At 62.6% G+C, this 19,633-nt stretch carries 37 protein-coding genes; 19 read left to right on the plus strand and 18 right to left on the minus strand.

The window, feature by feature from the left end; all coding sequences use genetic code 11:
• The 3 genes from MKK68_RS00240 to MKK68_RS00250 form a co-directional block, all read left to right on the plus strand.
• Positions 1-450, plus strand: a 450-nt coding sequence (locus MKK68_RS00240; RefSeq protein ID WP_244027353.1) for a DUF2252 family protein, incomplete at its 5' end; no start/stop codon positions are given.
• A gap of 200 nt (positions 451-650) precedes the next feature.
• Positions 651-1,172: an STAS/SEC14 domain-containing protein gene (locus tag MKK68_RS00245; protein WP_244027355.1), complete on the plus strand. Its 522-nt coding sequence runs from the start codon at positions 651-653 to the stop codon at positions 1,170-1,172.
• A gap of 364 nt (positions 1,173-1,536) precedes the next feature.
• Entirely contained in the window at positions 1,537-1,707 is a 171-nt protein-coding gene (locus MKK68_RS00250; protein WP_244027363.1) for a DUF3606 domain-containing protein, read from the plus strand.
• A gap of 49 nt (positions 1,708-1,756) precedes the next feature.
• Here the strand turns inward: MKK68_RS00250 and MKK68_RS00255 are convergent, their stop codons facing one another.
• Positions 1,757-2,161 (minus strand): response regulator, encoded by a 405-nt coding sequence (locus MKK68_RS00255; protein WP_279605138.1) that lies wholly within the window; start codon positions 2,159-2,161, stop codon positions 1,757-1,759.
• Positions 2,162-2,257: 96 nt separating this feature from the next.
• Positions 2,258-2,560, minus strand: a complete 303-nt coding sequence (locus MKK68_RS00260) for a hypothetical protein (RefSeq protein ID WP_244027374.1) — start codon at positions 2,558-2,560, stop codon at positions 2,258-2,260.
• A gap of 153 nt (positions 2,561-2,713) precedes the next feature.
• On the opposite strand from MKK68_RS00260, the gene MKK68_RS00265 reads away from it, so the two are divergent.
• The 4 genes from MKK68_RS00265 to MKK68_RS00280 all read left to right on the plus strand — a co-directional run bounded on the left by MKK68_RS00265 (position 2,714) and on the right by MKK68_RS00280 (position 5,036).
• The gene (locus MKK68_RS00265; RefSeq protein ID WP_244027382.1) at positions 2,714-2,971 is read left to right on the plus strand and encodes a transcriptional regulator; all 258 of its coding nucleotides are present in this window, start codon (positions 2,714-2,716) and stop codon (positions 2,969-2,971) included.
• Positions 2,968-3,267, plus strand: a complete 300-nt coding sequence (locus MKK68_RS00270; RefSeq protein WP_244027384.1) for a hypothetical protein — start codon at positions 2,968-2,970, stop codon at positions 3,265-3,267. Before MKK68_RS00265 ends, MKK68_RS00270 begins: the two co-directional genes overlap by 4 nt.
• A 65-nt stretch (positions 3,268-3,332) precedes the next feature.
• On the plus strand, positions 3,333-3,632 hold the full coding sequence (locus tag MKK68_RS00275) for a hypothetical protein (RefSeq protein ID WP_244027393.1): 300 nt from the start codon (positions 3,333-3,335) through the stop codon (positions 3,630-3,632).
• 303 nt (positions 3,633-3,935) lie between these two features.
• Positions 3,936-5,036, plus strand: a complete 1,101-nt coding sequence (locus MKK68_RS00280) for a methyl-accepting chemotaxis protein (protein ID WP_244027395.1) — start codon at positions 3,936-3,938, stop codon at positions 5,034-5,036.
• A gap of 524 nt (positions 5,037-5,560) precedes the next feature.
• On the opposite strand, the gene MKK68_RS00285 is transcribed toward MKK68_RS00280, so the two are convergent.
• From MKK68_RS00285 to MKK68_RS00315, 7 genes are all read right to left on the minus strand, one after another.
• Positions 5,561-5,785, minus strand: coding sequence for a hypothetical protein (locus MKK68_RS00285; protein WP_244027396.1), 225 nt, complete (start codon positions 5,783-5,785; stop codon positions 5,561-5,563).
• Between the two features lie 288 nt (positions 5,786-6,073).
• Positions 6,074-6,397 carry a hypothetical protein gene (locus MKK68_RS00290; RefSeq protein ID WP_244027403.1) on the minus strand — a complete coding sequence of 108 codons (324 nt, stop codon included), beginning with the start codon at positions 6,395-6,397 and terminating at the stop codon, positions 6,074-6,076.
• A gap of 146 nt (positions 6,398-6,543) precedes the next feature.
• Positions 6,544-6,846: a hypothetical protein gene (locus MKK68_RS00295; RefSeq protein WP_244027405.1), complete on the minus strand. Its 303-nt coding sequence runs from the start codon at positions 6,844-6,846 to the stop codon at positions 6,544-6,546.
• Complete coding sequence (locus tag MKK68_RS00300) at positions 6,843-7,022, minus strand: hypothetical protein (RefSeq protein ID WP_244027407.1); 180 nt, start codon at positions 7,020-7,022, stop codon at positions 6,843-6,845. The genes MKK68_RS00295 and MKK68_RS00300 overlap by 4 nt, the downstream gene beginning before the upstream one ends.
• The gene (locus MKK68_RS00305) at positions 7,019-7,312 is read right to left on the minus strand and encodes an HU family DNA-binding protein (protein ID WP_244027409.1); all 294 of its coding nucleotides are present in this window, start codon (positions 7,310-7,312) and stop codon (positions 7,019-7,021) included. The genes MKK68_RS00300 and MKK68_RS00305 overlap by 4 nt, the downstream gene beginning before the upstream one ends.
• A gap of 78 nt (positions 7,313-7,390) precedes the next feature.
• On the minus strand, positions 7,391-7,777 hold the full coding sequence (locus tag MKK68_RS00310) for a hypothetical protein (RefSeq protein WP_244027411.1): 387 nt from the start codon (positions 7,775-7,777) through the stop codon (positions 7,391-7,393).
• A complete protein-coding gene (locus MKK68_RS00315; protein WP_244027413.1) occupies positions 7,774-8,007 on the minus strand; it encodes a hypothetical protein in 234 nt (77 codons plus the stop codon). Before MKK68_RS00315 ends, MKK68_RS00310 begins: the two co-directional genes overlap by 4 nt.
• Positions 8,008-8,566: 559 nt before the next feature.
• Here MKK68_RS00315 and MKK68_RS00320 point away from each other — a divergent pair.
• The gene (locus MKK68_RS00320; RefSeq protein WP_244027422.1) at positions 8,567-8,887 is read left to right on the plus strand and encodes a hypothetical protein; all 321 of its coding nucleotides are present in this window, start codon (positions 8,567-8,569) and stop codon (positions 8,885-8,887) included.
• A gap of 162 nt (positions 8,888-9,049) precedes the next feature.
• Here the strand turns inward: MKK68_RS00320 and MKK68_RS00325 are convergent, their stop codons facing one another.
• The 5 genes from MKK68_RS00325 to MKK68_RS00345 form a co-directional block, all read right to left on the minus strand.
• Positions 9,050-9,640: a chemotaxis protein CheB gene (locus tag MKK68_RS00325; protein ID WP_244027424.1), complete on the minus strand. Its 591-nt coding sequence runs from the start codon at positions 9,638-9,640 to the stop codon at positions 9,050-9,052.
• Between the two features lie 40 nt (positions 9,641-9,680).
• The gene (locus tag MKK68_RS00330; RefSeq protein WP_244027432.1) at positions 9,681-10,238 is read right to left on the minus strand and encodes a chemotaxis protein CheB; all 558 of its coding nucleotides are present in this window, start codon (positions 10,236-10,238) and stop codon (positions 9,681-9,683) included.
• A gap of 31 nt (positions 10,239-10,269) precedes the next feature.
• A complete protein-coding gene (locus tag MKK68_RS00335) occupies positions 10,270-10,593 on the minus strand; it encodes an HU family DNA-binding protein (protein ID WP_244027433.1) in 324 nt (107 codons plus the stop codon).
• A gap of 140 nt (positions 10,594-10,733) precedes the next feature.
• Positions 10,734-10,901 carry a hypothetical protein gene (locus MKK68_RS00340; protein WP_244027441.1) on the minus strand — a complete coding sequence of 56 codons (168 nt, stop codon included), beginning with the start codon at positions 10,899-10,901 and terminating at the stop codon, positions 10,734-10,736.
• 174 nt (positions 10,902-11,075) lie between these two features.
• Positions 11,076-11,348, minus strand: a complete 273-nt coding sequence (locus tag MKK68_RS00345) for a hypothetical protein (RefSeq protein ID WP_244027442.1) — start codon at positions 11,346-11,348, stop codon at positions 11,076-11,078.
• Between the two features lie 297 nt (positions 11,349-11,645).
• Here MKK68_RS00345 and MKK68_RS00350 point away from each other — a divergent pair, with 297 nt between their 5' ends.
• Positions 11,646-12,398, plus strand: a complete 753-nt coding sequence (locus MKK68_RS00350) for a hypothetical protein (RefSeq protein ID WP_244027444.1) — start codon at positions 11,646-11,648, stop codon at positions 12,396-12,398.
• Between the two features lie 258 nt (positions 12,399-12,656).
• Here MKK68_RS00350 and MKK68_RS00355 read toward each other — a convergent pair whose 3' ends face one another.
• Entirely contained in the window at positions 12,657-12,884 is a 228-nt protein-coding gene (locus tag MKK68_RS00355) for a hypothetical protein (protein WP_244027446.1), read from the minus strand.
• Positions 12,885-13,295: 411 nt separating this feature from the next.
• Here MKK68_RS00355 and MKK68_RS00360 point away from each other — a divergent pair, with 411 nt between their 5' ends.
• From MKK68_RS00360 to MKK68_RS00375, 4 genes are all read left to right on the plus strand, one after another.
• Complete coding sequence (locus tag MKK68_RS00360) at positions 13,296-13,508, plus strand: hypothetical protein (RefSeq protein WP_244027453.1); 213 nt, start codon at positions 13,296-13,298, stop codon at positions 13,506-13,508.
• Positions 13,509-13,786: 278 nt separating this feature from the next.
• Positions 13,787-14,701 (plus strand): nucleotidyltransferase family protein, encoded by a 915-nt coding sequence (locus MKK68_RS29665; protein WP_244027455.1) that lies wholly within the window; start codon positions 13,787-13,789, stop codon positions 14,699-14,701.
• A gap of 244 nt (positions 14,702-14,945) precedes the next feature.
• Positions 14,946-15,203, plus strand: coding sequence for a DUF4926 domain-containing protein (locus MKK68_RS00370; RefSeq protein WP_244027457.1), 258 nt, complete (start codon positions 14,946-14,948; stop codon positions 15,201-15,203).
• Positions 15,200-15,541, plus strand: a complete 342-nt coding sequence (locus tag MKK68_RS00375; protein WP_244027459.1) for a DUF6883 domain-containing protein — start codon at positions 15,200-15,202, stop codon at positions 15,539-15,541. Before MKK68_RS00370 ends, MKK68_RS00375 begins: the two co-directional genes overlap by 4 nt.
• Before the next feature lie 30 nt (positions 15,542-15,571).
• Here MKK68_RS00375 and MKK68_RS00380 read toward each other — a convergent pair whose 3' ends face one another.
• Positions 15,572-15,754 carry a hypothetical protein gene (locus MKK68_RS00380; RefSeq protein WP_244027461.1) on the minus strand — a complete coding sequence of 61 codons (183 nt, stop codon included), beginning with the start codon at positions 15,752-15,754 and terminating at the stop codon, positions 15,572-15,574.
• Positions 15,755-16,047: 293 nt separating this feature from the next.
• On the opposite strand from MKK68_RS00380, the gene MKK68_RS29340 reads away from it, so the two are divergent.
• The 5 genes from MKK68_RS29340 (at position 16,048) to MKK68_RS00405 (ending at position 17,556) form a co-directional block, all read left to right on the plus strand.
• Positions 16,048-16,311, plus strand: coding sequence for a helix-turn-helix domain-containing protein (locus MKK68_RS29340; protein ID WP_313899205.1), 264 nt, complete (start codon positions 16,048-16,050; stop codon positions 16,309-16,311).
• On the plus strand, positions 16,308-16,547 hold the full coding sequence (locus tag MKK68_RS00390) for a hypothetical protein (RefSeq protein WP_244027465.1): 240 nt from the start codon (positions 16,308-16,310) through the stop codon (positions 16,545-16,547). Before MKK68_RS29340 ends, MKK68_RS00390 begins: the two co-directional genes overlap by 4 nt.
• Positions 16,548-16,610: 63 nt before the next feature.
• Positions 16,611-16,886, plus strand: a complete 276-nt coding sequence (locus MKK68_RS00395) for a DUF5681 domain-containing protein (protein WP_244027471.1) — start codon at positions 16,611-16,613, stop codon at positions 16,884-16,886.
• Entirely contained in the window at positions 16,886-17,266 is a 381-nt protein-coding gene (locus MKK68_RS00400) for a hypothetical protein (protein ID WP_244027483.1), read from the plus strand. Before MKK68_RS00395 ends, MKK68_RS00400 begins: the two co-directional genes overlap by 1 nt.
• Entirely contained in the window at positions 17,263-17,556 is a 294-nt protein-coding gene (locus MKK68_RS00405) for a hypothetical protein (RefSeq protein WP_244027485.1), read from the plus strand. Before MKK68_RS00400 ends, MKK68_RS00405 begins: the two co-directional genes overlap by 4 nt.
• Before the next feature lie 460 nt (positions 17,557-18,016).
• Here MKK68_RS00405 and MKK68_RS29835 read toward each other — a convergent pair whose 3' ends face one another.
• A complete protein-coding gene (locus MKK68_RS29835; RefSeq protein ID WP_409567126.1) occupies positions 18,017-18,277 on the minus strand; it encodes a PilZ domain-containing protein in 261 nt (86 codons plus the stop codon).
• A gap of 171 nt (positions 18,278-18,448) precedes the next feature.
• On the opposite strand from MKK68_RS29835, the gene MKK68_RS00410 reads away from it, so the two are divergent.
• Complete coding sequence (locus MKK68_RS00410; RefSeq protein ID WP_244027487.1) at positions 18,449-18,964, plus strand: MucR family transcriptional regulator; 516 nt, start codon at positions 18,449-18,451, stop codon at positions 18,962-18,964.
• Positions 18,965-19,191: 227 nt separating this feature from the next.
• Here MKK68_RS00410 and MKK68_RS00415 read toward each other — a convergent pair.
• A partial coding sequence (locus MKK68_RS00415) for a GGDEF domain-containing protein (RefSeq protein WP_244027494.1) occupies positions 19,192-19,633 on the minus strand: 442 nt, incomplete at its 5' end.

Here is a 19,633-nt window from a genome sequence, read left to right on the forward strand (position 1 = left end):
AAGGAGGCGGTGCGCCCGGCCCACGCCCCCTACCTGCCCGGCATGCCGGAGCCCTATGCCAGCCACGAGGGCGAGCGGGTGATCTACGGCCAGCGCCTGCTCCAGGGCGTCGGCGACCCGCTGCTCGGCTGGACCACGATCGCCGACCGCCCGTTCTACGTGCGGCAGATGAAGAACATGAAGGGCGAGATCCCAGTCTCTCGTATGACAGGTCGATCTCTTATGTACTTTTCCCACGCCTATGGCGCCCTGTTGGCCAAGGCCCATGCACGAACAGGAGATGCCTCAGCAATTGCAGGCTACTGCGGCCACGATGGCCGCGCCGACTTAAGGGAGGCTGTAGCTGATTGGTCTGCCGCCTACGGCGATCGAAACGCTGAGGACTTCAGATTTTTTCAAGACGCCATCGCATCGGGACGGCTTGAAGCGGCAGCCGATCCACATCTTTGACGTATCATGTGCGTGGTTGTGCGCGCTGCACGGAAGAGAGCGCAACTTGGTTAGGTAAGAACCCGTTCGCGGTGATGCTGTGGCAGACTTAACGGGCAAAAGGCTGGTAGAAGTGAGTGTGCGGCGCTCGGCGTGATTTGCATTGGATGGCAGCTCTCATAGACACCATATTGTGAGCGCCCGACCCCCCGACCTGCAAGGTGGGCTTCGATGCCCAGGTTTGGCAGCAGCCACTGTGCGGCACGCTCATCGGTTTGGATCAAAACGTGGGATCGTATCGTTCAATCCATAATCAGCTATGGCGGAATTGGGAGGAACGCTTGAACACAGCACCGGACGGTTCAGTCATCCAGCGCGAGGCACCGCGTCCCGACCTTCTCGCCTTCGAGATCAAGGACAAGATCACCAAGCCCGACATCGAGTGGATGTCCTCCGTGACCGACGCTGCCATGCAGGCGCACGGGAAGATCGACATGCTCATCATCATGTCGAACTACGAAGGCTCTGACCTGGGAGCGACCTTCGACGGCTATGCGGCGAGCGTGAAGGCGCGCTCAGTGGCACATATCCAGCGCTACGTCGTCGTCGGTGCACCGACCATGGCGAAGGCCATGATCAACCTGTCCGGGATGATCATGCCGGTCGAGACAAAAACCTTCGACCTTGAGGAAGAGTCAGCCGCTTGGGCTTGGCTCACACAGGCTCAAACCGCCGCATCCTGATACGCAAGGTCGTCGGATGGTTAGCCTGAGGGAGGGCGCACCTTTCCCTAGATCATCTGACAACGGACAATTGGCTGTACCAGCCGTGTAGCGGCCGATTGTGCAAGCCGGGTGCATCTCGGTGACGTGGGTCGCTCGACGGGCGAAAGCCTGTAACCGATCAAGGCTGCTTTCGGAGCCGCTTGTGACCCATAGGCGACCCGCCTAGTACCCGCAAAACTCTCTAGTTAGGAGAGGGTGGTGCAGAGCTGAGGCGAGAAACCGCATTCCACAGGGGATGATGAAACATCTACGCCCGGTTCGCGTTCATCCCTCAATCGTATATCATCACTACAACACGCCTATAAGCGGAGTAGGGTTTTAAATGTCCTCCACACCCGCGCCTAGTGTCTCCAAAACGCATTTAGACATCTACGATCAGTTCGCGCGCCAGGCGCTTGCCCAATCCCTTGGAGTTACTGAGGAAAACATCAAGCGTGCAGTGCGAATGGTCGGCACCCGGATTTCAACCATTCGCGGATATTTCGGTCATTAGGCTGCTTCTGAGAGAAAAGAAAGAAAGGGGCCGATAATGGTTCCTTTTTTTATGACTTGAGAGGTTCCGGCTTTCGGCCGTCTGGCAGGATTTCCCGCAGATGGTCATGGACCATTTCAGCCGAGAATGGCTTGTTCAGAAAGCGCACCCCATCAGGTAATTCACCGGGCTGCGGGCTGACTTGGCCGGAGGCAACGACAATGGTGATGTCCGGCCAGCGCCGTGATACTTCGCGCGCCAGGGCGAACCCGTCACGCGATCCGGGCATCTGCACGTCGGTAAAGAGAAGGACGATCGAAGCGTAATGCTCTTCAAGGATCGTGATGGCCCGATCGCCGTCTGCGGCTTCTAGGGTTCGAAACCCGGCCTCTTCAAGCATGTCGAGCACGTCCATGCGGATCAGCCCATCGTCATCGACAGCGAGGGCATAAGGGGCAGACGCGGTCCGATCCATAAGCACCAAATCCCTCCCGAGCGAACAAGGTCCCACCCCATCCCAAAATGGGCGTGAACAGTTGTTGTCTGGTCGAGAGGGGAGGGGCGGTCGGGATCAGCGCCTTCCGACCATGTCGAGGAGCGCCACACCCGCCGCTGCCACGACGTTGCCCCTGCCGCCCCATGGTAGCGGCGGGAACGGGATCACTGCCGCTCCCGGAAGTACGATCTCAGGCGCCTCGACCTTCCGGTCCGCATCGTTGCCCCGCATCGACACGACCTGACTGCCGTGGTGGTTCTCAGGGGCAGCCAGCGAGGGTTCCGCGTCCTCGCTGTCCGTGTCGCCGTCCATGCGGTCAAGGATAGCGAGCAGGCTATCGGCCGTGTCGAGGGCGGATTGCGCCGCTTCCTCGATCATGCGCCGGGTCTCGGCTGGAGAGGGGGCCGGCGGGGTTTGCGCCTGAGGCGTGCGCGGCCGGAAGGTCAGGACATCACCCATCGATCAGGCCTTGGTCGCAGCGTTGAGTTCGGAAGGCGAAGGGGCAGCGACCGACGCCATGTGCGACGGCGTTTGGCTGAGCGGCTGATCCTCGGGATGAAAGAGTGCGCGGCGGGTCGCGGCTATCTGCGATGGTCGGTCAAGGATCTACAGGAGGCCTCGGGGGTCTCTGGGACCACCATCAAGCGCATGGAAGAGACCGACGGCGTGCCAAAATCGATCACCGACAACCTCGCCGCCATTCGGAAGGCGTTTGAAGCCGCAGGCGTCGAGTTCATCCCCGAGAACGGGGGCGGGGCTGGGGTTCGGATGCGTGAGCGGAAAGCGTGATCGCCTCATCTGAGCGCCTATCCGAGGTCTCTCGCCTCGCCGGCCTCCTCGCCGATCAGGTGCTAGACGCGCAGATCATGAGACGACCAATACTGAACCAGCAAATCCGAGCGCTCCTCGACGCTGCCCTGCTGCTAAATGAGTACAACGTTCCGCTCCCGCCCCTGCTGACGCAGATCGTCTATGAGATCGACAAAGAGACTGGCCAGATGGCGGCGGCGGACGAGGTCGAGCAGGCTGAGGTGAAAGGGATGGCCTGGCTGCTTCGACCCTTCCAGGGGAGGAAAGAGCCCTAGTGGCGCAGGGTCGGAACCATCGTACCGAAATAGGTTTCCTTCCAACAATACGATCCGGAGGAAACATGACCAAGCTTGCAACTCTTTCAGGGGCTGCCGCCATCCTGATGCTGACGGCCGGCGCATCCTTCGCTGCCCCGTGCTCGGTGGGAACGACCACCAACATGGAAGGCACGTCGTCCTCGGCCGACAAAAGCTCGATGACTGACGGTACTTCGTCCGCCAAGACGACCCCCGGCGCCAAAGTCGAGTCTCCCGGAACCGTCGGTGCCCTGAACAATGTCGGCGCCGGCACCAAGCCCGTCGATGGTGAGAAGAAGCCGACCGAGGGTCAGGTGGTGAAGCAGGGCAGCAACGACTGCTGAGTTTCGTTGCGAACACCGAACCACCGACCCGATGGCCCTGCAGAAGCTAGCTTGCAGGGCCATTTTCATGGGGCGCCCCCGAATTCGTCCCTGCGAACGGATGAGGGGCGGTACCCGGTTCTGGGGACGTAAAAACTCAAATTTGGCGCCTGAGCAAGGCCTCAACCAAATCCATCGCTATTGCTCCCTGCCAGTCATCCAGTAACGCCGATGTGATGAGAATTTCAGAACTGGTTTGAGATTACCAGAACTTGTTAACCTTCGCGCTGCATTTTGAATGCAGCACTGAGAGTTGATAAACCTATGAACCCTCATCCTAAAGTTGTGGGAACTGCGCCGCCGACGGGTGGCCTTCCGGTCAACGTCGATCCCACATTGGCAGCGATTGCGAGCCTCACTTCCGAGGTCAATCAGATCGCCGGCGACAAGACGCGTCGGATCCAGCAGATCACCGCGCAGGTCAGGATCCTTGCGCTCAATGCGCTCATCGAGGCTGCACGAGCTGGTGAACAAGGACGGGGCTTCTCCGTCGTTGCGCAGGAAGTTCGGTCGATTGGCGCTGAGATTGATGGGGTGGCTCGTGAACTCGAGGCTCACTTGTCGGGGCGGATCGGCATGCTGGAGCAGGCCGTCGAGGGTATGGCGCAGAAGGCTGAGGCCGAGCGCCTAACCGACCTGGCTTTGAACGCCGTCGAACTGATCGACCGGAACCTCTATGAGCGGACCTGCGACGTGCGCTGGTGGGCGACCGATGCCGCCGTCGTCGATTGTGCGGCAAACCCGGGTGAAGCATCCGCCACCTACGCCTGCGAACGCCTGGGCGTCATCCTGTCAGCCTATACCGTCTACCTCGATCTCTGGCTTTGCGACCGGAACGGCGTCGTCATCGCCAATGGTAGACCCGATCGATACCCAGGTGTGCGCGGTCAAAGCGTTGCTAATGAGCCTTGGTTTCAGAATGCGGTCGGGCTGCGTAGTGGTGACGACTACGTCAGCGCGAACGTGCGCCGGGAGAGCCGCCTTGCCGGCGCGCAGGTCGCCACCTACGCGGCCAGTGTACGCGAAGGCGGGCGATCTGATGGGCGGGTGCTTGGCGTTCTGGGCATCCACTTCGACTGGGAGCCCCAGGCCCGTGCAATCGTGGAAGGGGTGCGTGTCGCTCCGGCGGACCGAGCGCGAACCCGTGTCTTGCTCGTCGATACTAACCGCCGTGTCCTGGCAGCGTCTGACGGTCAGGGTGTCCTCAGTGAAGTGCTGCCGCTGGATCCGAAGGGTCAGGCCAGCGGAATTATCAGAGACAGCCAGACGGGCACGGTCACAGCTTTCCACCGGACACCAGGTTACGAGACCTACCTCGGCTTGGGCTGGTACGGCATGATCGTTCAGCACAAGGTGGAGCGATAACTGATCCAAGGCACCATGCCGGACCGAGGATCGACCTGCGCCTCCAGCGGCATCGATACGAGAATAGATTAATCAGGCGCCGGACAGCCAGTGAGCGAACACGGCCTGCCCCTATGCGAGACGGTCCAAGCTGCCTGCGCTGACGACCGGCCAAACCGTGCCGTAACTACTCTACTGTGACGATGCGCTCAGATCCGTCGCAAAGCTGACTTCACTGTACGCCTTGTTTTGGTGCGCATTGCGGGCAAAGGCATAGGCGCTGGATCTGAGGCGCACATGCCCGTCCCCCCCCCCTCATTGCTTTGGACGACCGAGCCCTGTCATCCACGGCGTGACCTTGTCCTGGCTTTCAATCGAACTGGTGAGGTCTTCGGCAAGCACCCAATCTTAGCTAGTAACGATGATGAAGCTCAGAGGCTTGCTCAAGCACAAATAGGTGGGGATTTTGTCGAGCTATAGGATTGGGTGAGATTTGTTGCTTGCCTTGAGCGAGCCGCCGCTTAATATGATGTCAAGTATGCCACTCACGCGTCTTTTATAACGCCATTTGCTCGACGCCATGCCACCCGAGTTGGCCGCCCCATTCGCTCAGCAAGACCGCGTTTCTCCAGCTCAAGACAAGCTTCGACCGTAGGACCAATTAAGTCCTTCATAGCAATCCTTGCTCGTGCTTTGACGACGGACGCACTCACAAATTCATCTGTTAAGGCTTTGAGGATGCTCCTTTCAAAGTCGTTCAGGGGGCGCATCGGCAGCTACTGGTCTCTCATCCGTCAGGCGGACTAGATTGAAGCATTGCTTATGCCGCGCCGGGTTGCTGGCCCCCGGATGGGAGGCGGCTAGACGTCGCCGGTGACCCGCTAGTAACCGACCCGAGGCACCTTGCCGGCAAGCCGGGCTCAGGACCGGTTCGCTGGTGAGATGAACGAAGCACCCGTTGCCCCGTGATCAGATCGGGGGACGGGCCTGCTACCTATCGCACGGCTTGCCAGACCGGCGCGCCAACGGGGCGCCCAGGGCGGTCCCGCTAGCGCATGCTACTCCTGGTAGCTGGAGATCTCAGCTTCCTGCCGAGCCACGCTCAGAACGCGCCTGCGCCCTTGAGGATCGGTGATCCGTAGCCACAGACGGATCAGTGTCGCCGCCTCGCTCACTTCATCCTCGGTTGCCTCAGCAAAGAGCGTTTCAGGCTTCACGTTCAGAGCACGCGCAATCGCCTGAAGTTGAGGATTTTCGATCTCGACCATGCGCGCCGTACGATGCGAGCCCGTCGGGGGTTTCAGCGCTGAATACAAAATTCTGCTGGCTCTTCCAGGGGGGGCACCCGCGATGCCTAGGCGCAGCGCCTTGGTCGGCTTCATGGCTTCGAGCGCATCGCGTCAAGCCTGGACGTTGGACGGTGCGGGTCGGATCGGTGCGGGTGATGCCATGGGTCTCGCCGGATGTCGGCCGGCGGGGATAGGGGACGAGCCGGGTGGCGCAACGCAGCTGTCGGCCGCCGGCCACGCTACTCCACCGAACGCAGCTTCGGTCCCGACCCGGTGTGCACGCCAGAGAAGTCTGGCCGGGTACTGATCCGGTCCTTCCGTCCGCAGGCCGAGCAGACCAATCGCAGCGCGACATCCGGCACCGGTAGATCGTCCGGCAAGCCGTCCAACAGCAGCGCGCTGCTGTGCCCGCACTCGCAGAAAGCCAGAAGCCCGCGCGCGCCGTTCGTCTTGCTGTTCGCGATCGTGGCCGGCGGCTGCTCGATGCCGTCAGAGTCGTACCAGCGGCGCGGGTTGCGCAGGTGCCTCGGAATGCCTGTCATTGGATCTTTGCCGAGCCGGATACGAGGCCCAGCAGCGCGGCAAGCTTCATCAGGCCCGCGTCGGTCATCTCCTCGCCATTCACGAGCCACAGGCTCAGGTCCTCGCCAGTTGGCTCGACGTACAGGCCGAGCGCGCGAAGGGCTTCAACGGCTTCGTGGAACGGGTTGTCGCTCACGGCACCGCCGCTTCCGGGTTCAGTCGATCCCGCATCTCCTTGCCGGCCTTGAAGGCGAGCACGGTCTTGGCCGGCACCGCGACCGGCACTCCGTGCCTCGGATTGCGCCCCTGCCGGGCACGCTGCTCCTTCACCGCGAACGATCCGAACCCGCGGATCTCCACCCGATCGCCCGCCGCCAGCGCATCCGAGATGCGGCCGAGAATGGCATCGACCAGCGCCACGCAATCCTTCTCGTAGAGGTGGGGGTTCAGGGCGGCGAGGCGCAGGACGAGGTCGGACCGGATCATGGCAAGGGAATAGAGGCAGGGGCCGCCGGGCGACAACGTGCGGGACGCTAGATAGAGGGATGCCTGTCGTGGGGATGGCTAAGCCCGCCCGTCGTCCCCGGATCGTGTTTTTGCACGCCGTGTCCGTTCGGCTCTGGCGAACCGCTCCCCCATGCCCTTGGTCTTCTCGGCGTCCGCGAACCGCGCTCCCCAATCCGTGCGAGGGGCGGGCTCGACAGCAGGCATGGCGGTCTGCACCTCGGGGTAGAGGTCGGGCCGCTGGCGCATCCGCCACCGGTCGATCGCCTCGATGTCGTACAGGCCGGTTGTCTCGTCCGGCACGGGAAACCCGCGGGCGTACAGGCGTCGTCGGCACTCCACGAATTGATCTGGGGTCAGCCCCATGCGGCGTGCGGCTTTGTCAGCCGGGACATAGGCCGGATCGACCCGGAACCGGACGGCCGGCGCTGGTGGGGGCTTCCTCATGACGATGCGGCCTCGCCAAGGCGGCGCATCGCGTACCCGTCCAAAACTGCCTGCGCACGGGCGGAGCCTTCGACCTGACGCGTCGCATGGACGACTTCACGCTCCATCCGATCCAGCAGCGGCAGGTAGGCCGTGCCGTGTAGGACGATGATGCGAGCAACCAGTTCGTGCGCGCGTTCGACCTCCGGCAGAGTGTAGGGATGGTCGTAACCAAGGCTGTCCGTCATCATCGGCAACTTCTCGTCCAGGGTTGAGGCCGCGTGACCGGACCCCCTCATGTTCGGCCAAGGCGATGGCACGTCAACGCGAACCCCTCCCCAACTGGCCGCGGCTCATGCGCCGATCGCGGGCTGCTGCCTATTGCAGCTTCTCCGTCCCGAGCTTCACGCGGGTATGCCCGGTCCAGCCGATCGACCTAGGCAACGGCCTGCTGCGATGGGACCGCTTCGAAATCGATGAGTGGATCGATGGCCTGCGGCATGAACCGAGGCAGCCTCCAACCGACGACGAGCTCCTTGCGCTGTTGGGGTAACCGGCTGCTTGTTCGTGGACCATGCCCAGCGTCAATCTCACCGCCTATGCTCACCCCGTGATCTCACCCGATCACCCCCCTATAAGATACCAAGACCGAAACCGGGTGTGCTCACCGGGTTTTCGGGGGCGGCCAAGAGCATATCGACGGACTGTAGTCAGGCCGAGGTTAAAGTACGTAGAGTCACGTTTTTCGCTCCCGACTTTCTACGTTCTGACGATGATCCATCAGCACAAGCGACAGAGGAGCCTTGTGCGATGGACTGGCACGATCAGCAGGACCTGACGCGATACCGGCGCCGGAAGCGGAAGCAGCAGGACTACCAAGCCAATTATCGGGCGAAGCTGGCTGAGGCCAAGACGCCCGAGCGCGATGACGTGTCGGCCGTGCTGATGGCGGCCTACCTCGACGTGCTCGTGCTCGATAGCAAAGCGGTCGTGGTAATCTCCCGCCGCTTGGTCGATGGGCTGGTTGCACGAGGGTACGACCGGCACGCTAGCAAGGACCGGATCAGGGCTATGGCGCGCAGGGTTCAGACGCAGATGCAGGCGAAGGGCAAGCTGGCCGCGAGCGAATAGCAGGGCGCAGCGGGGCGTTTCAAAGCTCGGCCCCGTTGACCTGCTGGTAACCGACCCAAGGCACCTTGCCGGCAAGCCGGGCTCAGGACCGGTTCGCTGGTGAGATGGACGACGCACCCGCCACCCCGTGATCAGATCGGGGGACGGGCCTGCTCCTAACCGTCACCCGTATCGAACAGCCCTCTCAATGGCCCCTGCGAGGTCGGCAGGGCTTCCGATCACGTCGATTGGACCATCATAGTCGATCGCGTTTTCCGGCATGCCCGGCCTTCGTGGGGTGCCCGGCGTCAGCACCATCGTCAAGCCACCTGCGGCGTGAATGGCGGCGAGACCGCGTGCGCCGTCATCCAGGGAGCCCGACAGGACCACGCCGATCATGCGGTGTCCGCCATGGACAGCGACCGACTTGAACAGCAGGTCCACCGTCCGGTTGCCATGCAGGCGATGCGGATCGTCCACGATCTCGCCGAAGCTTCTGGCAGCCAGCGTAAGGTGATCGGCCGGTTTGCCGATATAGGCCATCCCCGCCTCGAAGCGCTCGCCCTGCGCCGCGATGACGATCGGCAGGTTCGAGTCCCGGGCCAGCACTTCACTCAGGTGGCTGATGTGGTCCCACGAGCGGTGGAGCACGATCAGCACCGCGGCGGGCAGATCCGGGGGCAAGGCCTGCAGCAGCGCCTTAATATCGGTGAGGCCCTCGGCGCCCGAAGCACCAACAGCGACAAACCAGGGCGTGACGCTGTCGGCGTTCATCTGCGGAGCGTAGCACACCATCGGCCAAATTTATGGTTGCTCAACCTTGCGTCAACGCAGCCACGCGAGCGGCGATCTCTGCAACTGGCAGGCTGGCGTCAGGATGATCAGCCATGAGCGCTGCCCAGGGCATCGAGGGCTGCTCGGCCTCCTGGGGCTTCTGGACGAAGGCCAAGCCACCGAGCGCCTTGACGGTGGCCAAGCCGTCCGCGCCGTCTACGCCATAGCCGCTGAGGACAATGCCAACGACGCGTTCGCCGTAGGCCTCGGCGGCTGACACGAACAACGGGTCCGCCGCCGGGCGGGTGAAGTGGACCTTCGCTCCGTGATCGAGGCGGATCACGCCGTGATCCAGGTACATGTGCTTGTCGGGAGGGGCGACGTAGACGCGCCCAGCCTCGATAAGCTCGCCATCCTCCCCGTGTCCGACGGGCAGATGGCTCGTCATGCTCAGGATTTCCGGAACGATGCTGGGATAGCTGCCGGTGTGCCAGACGATGAACACCGATGCCGAGCAGAATGCCGGTAGCGCGGCTACGATCTGTTTGATCGGGGTAAGCCCGCCAGCGGAGGCAGCGATAACGACGATGGGGCCCATGCCTCCGTCAATAACACAACCGCAAGTTGGTTCAGACTCGATCCGTGAACCACCGATCTATGCACCGCTTGGACGCTGCCGGGTTCAGCCGGTCCCGCATGTCCTTGCCGGCCTTGAAACACAACTTGGCCTTGGCCTCGACGGCAACGGAGGCGCCGGACCGCGGATTACGCCCCACCCGCGCTCGTGCCTCCACGATGGTGAAGGCCCCGAACCCGCGCCGCTCGACACGATCGCCGTCCGCGATGGCGTCCGCGAGCCGGCCTATGATGGCGTCGACCACGGCCTCGCAGTCCTTCGCGTAGAGTTGCGGGTTCGCAGCGGCCAAGCGCTGGACCAGTTCGGATCGGATCATGGCGCCGGAATGAGGATGCCAGCGTCGCGTGGCAAGCCTCGCCTTGGTTCGCCGGCACTGTGCCGAAATCGAGCGGTTGGACAATGCCCTGTGCGAGCGCGGCACCATCGATGGACGGACATCGATCCGATCATCTCATGCTAGGGCGTACCGGCGGGTGGCTGGTCCGCCATTTTCTTGAACACCCGATCCCACCGCTTCTCGCTCTCGATGCGCTGGAAGCGAGTGATGTCACGCGGGGCGGGGAGCACCAGCTTCAAGGCAGGTGCCCTCAGGCGTGCCATGAATTCGCGTTCGGTCTCGGACATGTCTGCTTCCTGGTCTGGAAAGAAACGATCTTAGGTCCGAGGTTGATCCTCTCGCGACGTGGCCAGGCGTACCCGTCAGGACAACCTCAACGGTACGGTGTCACCACCGATAAGTCCCAGTTATCAATAATGACCGAGGGCGGGTTGCGTTGAGGTTGGTTCGACCGCGTTACCCTAGATCGATCTGTGCCCATTAAGCCTCGTCGCCCTTGGCCGTTCGGCGTACTCGCTGAGCAGCATGGAGAACTCCATCTCCGCTTCGCCGCCGGTGATGAACAGCGAGCTTACAGCTCCGGTGATGAGCTTGCCGCCGTCTTCCTCGCGGACCGTGACGACGCCCCAGTCCCCCGGCGAGACCAGGGCGGTCAGGACGAGTTCAGCCATCTCGGGATCGTCTAGGCCATTCGCGGTGATCCAGTAGGCTGGGTCCGTTACGCGTTCGCTCATGTCAGCCCGTCCCGTTGACTTAGCCGTGCCTGCCGGCCGACATGCCATGTCTGGCTATGGCGCGCCCTGTGGCGAGTCGTGAGCCGGCATCAGGAGAGATCGCCGCGAGATAGACCCTGAAAAGCCAACAGCCCCTTCCCGGCAAGGAAGAGGCTGCTGAAAACCTGGGGCCTGGTGGGGCCGCGTCACTGCTCCCCACAAGCCATGTCTCCCCTCGGGAGTCAAGACGGAACCTGTTTCCGTCAACGGGAAGGCTTTGCCTGGACCCTGCCCGCGGCCCGTGAGGGACCGAGGACGATGTTTCATGCGACTATGGCCGCCGCGATCGACGGCGCGCGGACGCTTGCGCAGATGGACGAGCTATCGCGCCAGGTGTGGCAGGGGCACGGGGCAGGCGCCTTGGGCGACGCGGAGGCCCAGGCGCTCGCCGAACGCCTCCACGGGCGCCGCAGCGCGATCCGAGAGGGTATCCGGCCCATAGGCATCCCCGCTGGCCGTGCGAGCCTGTTTCAGCCTCGGCGCGCGGCCGTCTCGCCTGATAGATCAGCCTCTCGAGACCGCCGCCGGCTGCTGGCCTGCTCCGGCCCGATGCCGCCGGCTCTCGCCAGCAGGTTTACGACCGGGCAACTCGCGGTGCTGCGCGTCGTCGGCGACGAGGTAGCAGGCAAGGGCGTATGCGGGCTCTGCATCGACGCCATCGCAGCACGTGCCGGTGTGTGCCGACGGTTGGCCCAGGCCGCGATCCGCCTCGCCGAGGGTGACGGCCTGCTGACGATCCAGGAGCGCCGGCATCAGGGGCGGAAGAACGAACCGAACATTCTGCGCATCATCAGCCGGGAATGGCAGGCATGGATGCGACGCGGACGCCGCCTCCCGGCCGAGGGGGGTGGGTGCAAACTGATGCACCCCACGGATAAGGGGGTGTTAAATACGGGGAAAACAGAGCCCACGGCACCGTCAAAGGAGCTGCCGGAACGGCAGGGTCGCTCTCACACCCGTGGCATACGAACATCCGCGCGGGTGGCGGAGCCGGTGCGAGCTATGCGGTAGCTGCACGCGAGCGTTCGACATGCCGGACACGTCTCGGACTTCGTAGGGTGCTATGTCGCCAGCTTCTCGACGCACGCGCTGTCGGCGGTCGCGAACGCCGGTAGCTAGCCGAGCAGACAGAGTACGCGATGACAGGTCGGTGCGGGCCAGTTCCCTGCACCGTGCCCGTGACGCCTCGGGCCGGGTGATCGCGTGAAGGTCGGATGCAGCGGGGAACAGGAACCGCCGGCGCCGGCTTATGGCCTGCTCTTTGCCATCCTACTGTAGCCGGTGCGGATCGGCGTTTGCCCTGATCCAGCGTGGCGAGAGGATGTCGCCGTCCTCGGTAATGATCCAGGGCTGTGCGTCGTTGGCCTGGATGCTTTCGGCTGCAGCTACAAGAGCTTCGCGCAGGCTCAAAAACTCGCGCGCTTCAGCGGTACGAGCCGGTCCGTTGGACGGCCAGATGGTCAGTTCCGCGCGCTTGTCGAGATCGGCGAGTACCATGCATGTGCTCCGGTGCGTCGCAGGAGCGGCGATGCCTACCGCTGCATGGTGATAGCTATGTGGCGGTCTGGTTACCGAACCGTATCGCGGGCTTCACGCCGCCGCGATGATGGATGACGCACGTGCGAGCGAGGTCCACACTCGCTAATGCCCGCTCCCACGGAAGCGGAAGCGGGCTTCTCCAAAACGCTACTCAGCCGCCTCGGCGTCCGCCTCGTCGGCATCGAGGTCGCCGACCAGCGCGTCGAGCTGCTCGGACGTCGTGTCGTGAGAGCACGGGGCAGCCTACCGACCAAAAGGTAGGAGGCGGCCCTGCCGTGGGGGGAAGGCAGGACCGCCGCAGCGGATCGGGCGATCCTACTGGCCGCGGATGCGGCGTGGTTCATATTAGGTCAAACGGGTTTCTGAAGGATGAGCGACGAGACGACGGCTCTGGTCCTGGCGCTCGCAACCGAGAACGCGGAACTGCGCGTAGCCCTCGCCGAGGCGCAGGAACTCCTGATCGAGACCGCAGTCGATGCCGGCGAGATGCATGCCCGTGTGGAGGAGTTGCAGGCTGAGTTGGCCGTGGCCCGCACAGACCGTGACGCCTGGTTGATCCGTGCAAGGCGTCAAGCGTCTTAAGATGGATTGAGAGGCTTGACTTGGGTCAAGGCTGCCCGCAGCGGGCACACGCTAACGTTCTGCGGTTCTGGGTACTGAGAGGGCCGGCATGCATCCGCTGGAAGAGCGCGCGTTGCGAGAAACCCAGATGCTCATTGATCGAGTTAGGGCCCATCGCGCCGAGCACGATGCAATGCTGCAAGCAACCCGTGCCGCCATCCGAACGTCATTGGACCGCATCGCGCGCGTTCAGGCAAAATACGGCGAGCTTCTCAACGTTCGCCGACCAGGGAATGCGTGTGAGCAACAACCCGAACGTGCCGATGACGCCGCAGGAGTACGTCAGGGCGATCGTGCTGCCGACGCTGGCCGAGTTCCGAACCGTACGAGATGATCGGCGACGCGCCTATCTGGCGTGCCTCGTGATCTGCCACGTCGCCGACTCCCTTGCGCTCGCCGAGGTCCAGGCACAGCCCGGCTTCGGCGGCATGGCTGGGAACGCACGCAAGACGGCGGTTAAGAGCGCCTTGAAGCGTGTGCAAGCAACGGTGGAGGCTCGATGCGCTCAGGCTTCCCTCGTGCTAGCGGTCGCCAACGGCGTGAAGCACCCGGAAAAGCTGCCCCTGCTACCGGGCACGGAGCGAAACGTGCCGCAATTCGCGCTTGATACCCCCGGTGCCGGTTTGGATGAAGGCCGGTTCGATGCGCCTGGCCTCGCGGTCGAGGTGGACGGGCAACAGCACTTTCTCGACGTGTGCGCTCAACAGGTGCTCGCCGCCTTCGTCCACGCTTATCCTAAGCACCTCGGCGAGATCGCCCTATCGTCGTTCATGGACCCAGGGCTTGAACACCTGGGGCTGGACATCGAGCCTACGTGGCTGACGGGGCTCGTGGCTTGGGCGGCCAGCAGATCGGAAGTGGCTCAGCTATGGATCTACGGTAGCCGCGCGAAGGGGGCCGCACGACCCGACAGCGACGTGGATATCGGCCTCGTTCTCACTGATGGAGAACCGAGCTCCTCCGGTGGCATCGGGACAGACTGGCCGCTCGGCAACTACACAGCACTTGCGGATCGATGGAGTAAGGAACTCGACGCGATCGTTGGGCGGCATGTGAGTCTGGAATTGTTCGCCCGATCTGGCGAGGTCGAAAGCGGGAAGGCCCGCGCCGCGAAGGTCTCGGCGATCATGCTGTGGTCTCGCAACGCAGGCTGATTTCTGTCCAGCTCAACTCAGGGGTTTGCGAGCCACTGAATTTGTGACGACTTATAGAACATGGTCCAGGATGCAGTCCGGGCGCGATGGCGCTTCTCACGCAATCGCTCGCTTGCGTGACAGAAGCGCCGGGGGGTAGCTGTGCGGCACGGTACGTATCTATCCGCCTGTGTCCAAGCCGCACTTGCCAAAATCGTTGTACAGCGTACTTCTTTGACTCAGATTGAATGAGTGGATGGCCGCCGTGACATACGAGACGCCGTTCTACGCCTTTGAGGAGTCAGAGGCCGCCCGCCTTCCCATCGACGAGCTTGACCATGTAACGCTGGCCTATCCGGTCGAAAGCGCTGCTGGCGAACGTGTGCCTGAAGGCGCATCCGGGACTGTCGTTGGGGTTTACGCGGGCGGCAAGGCTTTCGAGGTCGAGTTCACTCAGCCCTTTAATGCGCTGGCAACGGTGCACCTAGATGGCGTGATTAAGTCAGGACAGTCTGACTTTTGACGCATCCGATCTCGTGGCCGGCGGGGTTCATCATTCCGCCGAGCAAGGTCACGAAATACCTTCTGAACCTGCACAGCCGTGATGGAGCGTCTAAGGCGACGTTTTTCCTCGGGCATGGTTTCGAGGTGACTGCGCCCCTTGTGCTCGCCGACGTTCTGTTTCGGCACACTGGCTTGCAAAACTTCGTTGGCATCCGTGTCGGGGCCTACGGGCACAACCTTACCTTTGAAGGTCCGATCACCACGCCGAACGGAACAATGCCGCGCATCCTTTCGGCTTGGTTCGTGAGTGCTGGAGGCGACGGTCGAGCGAGCTTGGCTACTGCCTATCCAATCTAAGGACGCTCTCAACGGGTATGCTACCTCGGCCTACAGCCGCCGCCGACCCCGTTCCTCGTCCGCAACCGCTTCCACCGCCGCGATGGCGTTCTCAAGCTCTGCGATCTGCCTCAGGACGCTCGCGGCCGGCAACGTGTCGTGTTCGGTGGCGGCTAGGATCATCGCCCGCTGATGGGCCTTGAGACGGTCTAGGAGGGCGTCGAGCTTGTCCATGGGGCGCTGTAGCGAGACGTGCTTCCCTCGACAACAGGGCACTCGACAGCAGCTTCAGTGCATGTGGTGTGATACCCCTGCTGCTGCCGTGCTCGTTGCCGTGACGCTGCCGTACCTTACCGTGCCCGACCGTGACCTTGCCGCGGAGCTGCGATGGCCCTCACCGGGCGGGCCACACGGGGCCACACGTTGCCTACAACAGGCCCAGCAAAAGCCCACCATTGCAGGCCGCGTTGCTCGCCGAAGCCGAACGTACGCGGATCAGCACGCCCGTAAAGCTGCCGGCCGTTGTTGTGGAGCCAGCCCCGAAACGCCCCGCCCCCGAGGCTGCGCCAAACTCGGACCGGGCTCCGCCTCTAACCTATCGTCCGAAGGAAGCCGCTGCTGCGCTGAGCGTGAGCCAAGCCACCCTCTACGAACTCATCGCGATCGGCGCACTCAGCGCTCGCAAGCTCGGCTCCGCGACCATCATCCTCCGGTCGGACATCGACGCCTACCTGGCCGCTCTGCCGCTTATGGTTTCGGCCGCCAAGGCAGCTTTGGAGAAGACCCGATGACCCCGCGCGAACTCGCCGCCTTCGCCGCCGGCATCCAGGCAGTCCGCCAAGCCGCGATGACGGCCGCCGTCACCATCGAGGTTCGGGATGATGCCCGAGAGCTTCGCCAGCAGGCCGCCGCCGCAGCCCTTCACGGTCTCGCCGCCGGGCTGAAGGTCGCGTTCCTGGACCAGCCGCCGGAAGCGGACCCATTGAGCGAGACCACTGTTATTCTCACTGTTCCGAATAAATCATAGCCCGTGGTATACTAGTGCTAGAACCCGCAATCGGTGTCTCCTGCCATGGCTAATTCCGAGAACTTGACCCCCTTCAAGCCTGGACAGTCCGGCAACCCGGCCGGGCGCCCTCGCCTGCCGGCCGAGGTCCGCGAGATGGCCCGCGGCTACACCGAACAGTGCATCTTGAAGGCCGCGGAGTTCATCGAGCACGAGGACGCGAACGTATCGCTTAAGGCGCTTACGTTCCTGATGGATCGTGCCTGGGGCAAGCCGACCCAGCCGGTAGACGGCGATGGCGACGGAAGCCCGATCCGGCAGTTAGTCGAGATCCGATTTGTGAAGCCGGGTGACGTGTGATGGACGACGAAGGCAAGGCCATCGCAGAGGCATCAGCGGACGCCGAGCTTGCTCGCTCGCAGCTCCAGCAGACCGAACGATATCTGACGCGTGGGCGCCTCTATCGGGACATGCCAGAGGCCGATCTGGCCCTGGTCTGGGTGGCCGGCATGCAGGAGTATGCCAGGGTCATTCACCCGCGTCCGCAGAGCGTAGACGACGCAGCCGCGGAGTTCGGGCTGCGGGGCATCGAGCCGCCGTGGCATGCCGTACAGGTTGAGACTGAACATCTCCGCGTGGCGGCTGAAGCCGCCTTTAAATCCATGACCGAGGACGAGAAGCACGCCGCCGGCAGCGACATGATCGAGACCTACCTCGCAGAAATGGACGCCCTGCAATGATCGACCCCGCCGCCGTCGAGTTCTTCGACCCGCCTGAAGCCGAAATGGACCGCCTGCCCTACGCGGACGCCGGCCTGATCCCGCGCGTCGAAGCCGAGCGGCTAGCCGTGCTCCACCATCTAGGCCGGGCGCAGCTATGCCTTTCCGGTCTGATGAACGCGATCCGTTCAGACCCGTCCGATGATGCCGAGGCAGATGCCTGGATCAGGGCGCATGATGCCGAGACGAACCGGGCCGGCGAGCATTTGCGTGCGCTCCGCGACATCCGGGAATGTCAGGGCCAGGGGTAGGCGGACTGTCGCTGGCCCCGCTCGCCAATGGCCTCGGCATCGCCACGATCGGTGTGCTCTGCGTCACCGGGCCGGAGCTGATGGCAGACGAGTGGGCGGCGCGGCGCGATACATACAAAGTGGTTTAGTTGCTCGTATATATTGATCCTGCCTTTGAAGAAAAATCCGATCTAAATGACCAAATTATGTCTTGGCCTGTGTTATAAAGCGACGCTACCATTAGTGTCATGGCAGGGTGATTACATTTGTAAATTTTGGCGAGCGCGATAGCTTCTGCAGGAGAGTCTGCCTGAAGGTTACGGCCGTCCACTGCTCGCCCAGACCGCCCATCATCGAAGCGTAAGATGCATTCTAAGCGGTAGATTGGCATGGTTGCCTTCAAGCCTTGCAGGCATGTGAACGAAAACAACGCATTAAATGAAAAAGTATCGAGACCTCTGTCATGCGTCAAACTCTGAAACTAACCAACATTGAGGATCGACAAGCCGGCGAAAGGACCGTCGCGCCACATGACCCGCATGCGCACTGATCGCTGAGAACCCTGCAGCTTCAGTTCGACACAGTCCGATAGCGGTTCTCTCTGTGAGACCGAGATCCTGGCCCCTTCCTTTGAAACGTCCCGCACGACGCAGGGGATTTCATCCCCATCATCCGTGCGTAGCGCCCCGATGATCATTGTCTCACGGCGCGGAGATCGCCGGGGATAATTGGGTTCGTCCATGCGGCTTCGTCCATCGAATGACGGAAACGTAGGAGCGAAATGGTTCAGAAAGGCTGACAAAAGGAGTGGATTGATCAAAATCCAGACAAAGTTCCGATCGGCATCTTCCACTTTAGCGGGATATATGCGTTATATCTGCCTCTACAGGTTGCATGCGATTGAGAGTCAGCTATGGACGAAACGGAACAGGGCTTGTCTGACAACAAGCTCGGCATGACGGCGGATCTTGTCGCCGCCTACGTCTCGAATAACAACGTCCCAGTCGCTGAGCTGCCAACTCTGATCGGCAGGGTGCATGCTGCCCTCACCAGCCTCGGCAATGAAACCCCGGCCGAACCCGCTGGTCCTGAAAAAGCGACCGCAGCTCAGATCAAGAAGTCGGTCACGCCGGATGCGCTGATCAGCTTCGAGGATGGTAAATCCTACAAGACGCTGCGCCGTCACCTGACGCTGCGGGGTCTGACCCCCGAAGCCTACCGGACGAAGTACGGCCTGCCGGCCGATTACCCGATGACGACGGCCAACTACTCCGCGCAACGGTCCGAGCTGGCGCGTTCACTCGGCCTCGGCCAACTGAGGCGCAAGGCAGCCGCTAAGGCTGCTGATACCGGAGAGACGATCTCCGAAGCGCCCAAAACCCGCTCCGGGAAGGCCAAGGGCCGGAAGAAGGCCACCGAGACGGCCTGACGCCGCTGATCGGGCCTGTTCCGGTACACCTTGGCACTCGTGCCGGTGACGTGCCTCTTACCCTGCTATAGCTATCCTACGGCAGGGGCAAGTTGCGTATCGACCTAGCTGGTGAGATCCAGGGTTCCTCCGCCGCGTGAGCAGATCGGGGCGGTGCCGAACCGTCGCGGGAGATGCGGTGATACCGCCACGGTTGCCGCTCGTGCTCAATGGGGCCCAAACCACTATCATCCGCCCACGACCAAGCGCAGATCAGGACCCACTGAACCTGAAACCTGAACGCAGTTACGGCCCAATCTTTTAGCTTCGTATAAAGCGGCGTCGGCAGTACGAAACAGCGCCGCTGGTTCAATGGCAATTCCTTCACGGATCTGAGCCACCCCGCAACTCACGGTCAGCACCTCGTGCTTGCTACTGGCATGAGGGAGCTTCCAGCCCGCCACAGCCTCCCGGATACGGCTGGCCACGATCCTGGCGCCCTCCTTGTCCGTGTCCGGGAGGATGACCGCGAACTCCTCACCGCCGACACGGTAGCCGGTATCACCAGAACGGCCGATGACGGCTTCAATCGCCCGAGCGATGAGCTTCAAGGCTTCATCGCCTCTCTGATGCCCGTAACGGTCATTGAACCCCTTGAAGGAGTCTGCATCCAGCAGGATCAGCGAGAGC

This window comes from Methylobacterium sp. E-016 (assembly GCF_022829745.1).
Taxonomy (GTDB): Bacteria; Pseudomonadota; Alphaproteobacteria; order Rhizobiales; family Beijerinckiaceae; genus Methylobacterium.

Bases quoted from the DNA above. Each gene is read 5' to 3' on its own strand.
- MKK68_RS00315 (WP_244027413.1), bottom strand. From the start codon at position 8,007: ATGATGACGGACAGCCTTGGTTACGACCATCCCTACACTCTGCCGGAG.
- MKK68_RS00380 (WP_244027461.1), bottom strand. From the start codon at position 15,754: ATGGACAAGCTCGACGCCCTCCTAGACCGTCTCAAGGCCCATCAGCGG.
- MKK68_RS00310 (WP_244027411.1), bottom strand. From the start codon at position 7,777: ATGAGGAAGCCCCCACCAGCGCCGGCCGTCCGGTTCCGGGTCGATCCG.
- MKK68_RS00280 (WP_244027395.1), top strand. From the start codon at position 3,936: ATGAACCCTCATCCTAAAGTTGTGGGAACTGCGCCGCCGACGGGTGGC.
- MKK68_RS00340 (WP_244027441.1), bottom strand. From the start codon at position 10,901: ATGTCCGAGACCGAACGCGAATTCATGGCACGCCTGAGGGCACCTGCC.
- MKK68_RS00325 (WP_244027424.1), bottom strand. From the start codon at position 9,640: ATGAACGCCGACAGCGTCACGCCCTGGTTTGTCGCTGTTGGTGCTTCG.
- MKK68_RS00405 (WP_244027485.1), top strand. From the start codon at position 17,263: ATGATCGACCCCGCCGCCGTCGAGTTCTTCGACCCGCCTGAAGCCGAA.
- MKK68_RS00390 (WP_244027465.1), top strand. From the start codon at position 16,308: ATGACCCCGCGCGAACTCGCCGCCTTCGCCGCCGGCATCCAGGCAGTC.
- MKK68_RS29835 (WP_409567126.1), bottom strand. From the start codon at position 18,277: ATGGACGAACCCAATTATCCCCGGCGATCTCCGCGCCGTGAGACAATG.
- MKK68_RS00295 (WP_244027405.1), bottom strand. From the start codon at position 6,846: ATGACAGGCATTCCGAGGCACCTGCGCAACCCGCGCCGCTGGTACGAC.
- MKK68_RS00275 (WP_244027393.1), top strand. From the start codon at position 3,333: ATGACCAAGCTTGCAACTCTTTCAGGGGCTGCCGCCATCCTGATGCTG.
- MKK68_RS00250 (WP_244027363.1), top strand. From the start codon at position 1,537: ATGTCCTCCACACCCGCGCCTAGTGTCTCCAAAACGCATTTAGACATC.
- MKK68_RS00260 (WP_244027374.1), bottom strand. From the start codon at position 2,560: ATGATCGAGGAAGCGGCGCAATCCGCCCTCGACACGGCCGATAGCCTG.
- MKK68_RS00360 (WP_244027453.1), top strand. From the start codon at position 13,296: ATGAGCGACGAGACGACGGCTCTGGTCCTGGCGCTCGCAACCGAGAAC.
- MKK68_RS00400 (WP_244027483.1), top strand. From the start codon at position 16,886: ATGGACGACGAAGGCAAGGCCATCGCAGAGGCATCAGCGGACGCCGAG.
- MKK68_RS00355 (WP_244027446.1), bottom strand. From the start codon at position 12,884: ATGGTACTCGCCGATCTCGACAAGCGCGCGGAACTGACCATCTGGCCG.
- MKK68_RS00410 (WP_244027487.1), top strand. From the start codon at position 18,449: ATGGACGAAACGGAACAGGGCTTGTCTGACAACAAGCTCGGCATGACG.
- MKK68_RS00350 (WP_244027444.1), top strand. From the start codon at position 11,646: ATGTTTCATGCGACTATGGCCGCCGCGATCGACGGCGCGCGGACGCTT.
- MKK68_RS00320 (WP_244027422.1), top strand. From the start codon at position 8,567: ATGGACTGGCACGATCAGCAGGACCTGACGCGATACCGGCGCCGGAAG.
- MKK68_RS00335 (WP_244027433.1), bottom strand. From the start codon at position 10,593: ATGATCCGATCCGAACTGGTCCAGCGCTTGGCCGCTGCGAACCCGCAA.
- MKK68_RS00305 (WP_244027409.1), bottom strand. From the start codon at position 7,312: ATGATCCGGTCCGACCTCGTCCTGCGCCTCGCCGCCCTGAACCCCCAC.
- MKK68_RS00255 (WP_279605138.1), bottom strand. From the start codon at position 2,161: ATGGATCGGACCGCGTCTGCCCCTTATGCCCTCGCTGTCGATGACGAT.
- MKK68_RS00290 (WP_244027403.1), bottom strand. From the start codon at position 6,397: ATGAAGCCGACCAAGGCGCTGCGCCTAGGCATCGCGGGTGCCCCCCCT.
- MKK68_RS00330 (WP_244027432.1), bottom strand. From the start codon at position 10,238: ATGGGCCCCATCGTCGTTATCGCTGCCTCCGCTGGCGGGCTTACCCCG.
- MKK68_RS00345 (WP_244027442.1), bottom strand. From the start codon at position 11,348: ATGAGCGAACGCGTAACGGACCCAGCCTACTGGATCACCGCGAATGGC.
- MKK68_RS00285 (WP_244027396.1), bottom strand. From the start codon at position 5,785: ATGCGCCCCCTGAACGACTTTGAAAGGAGCATCCTCAAAGCCTTAACA.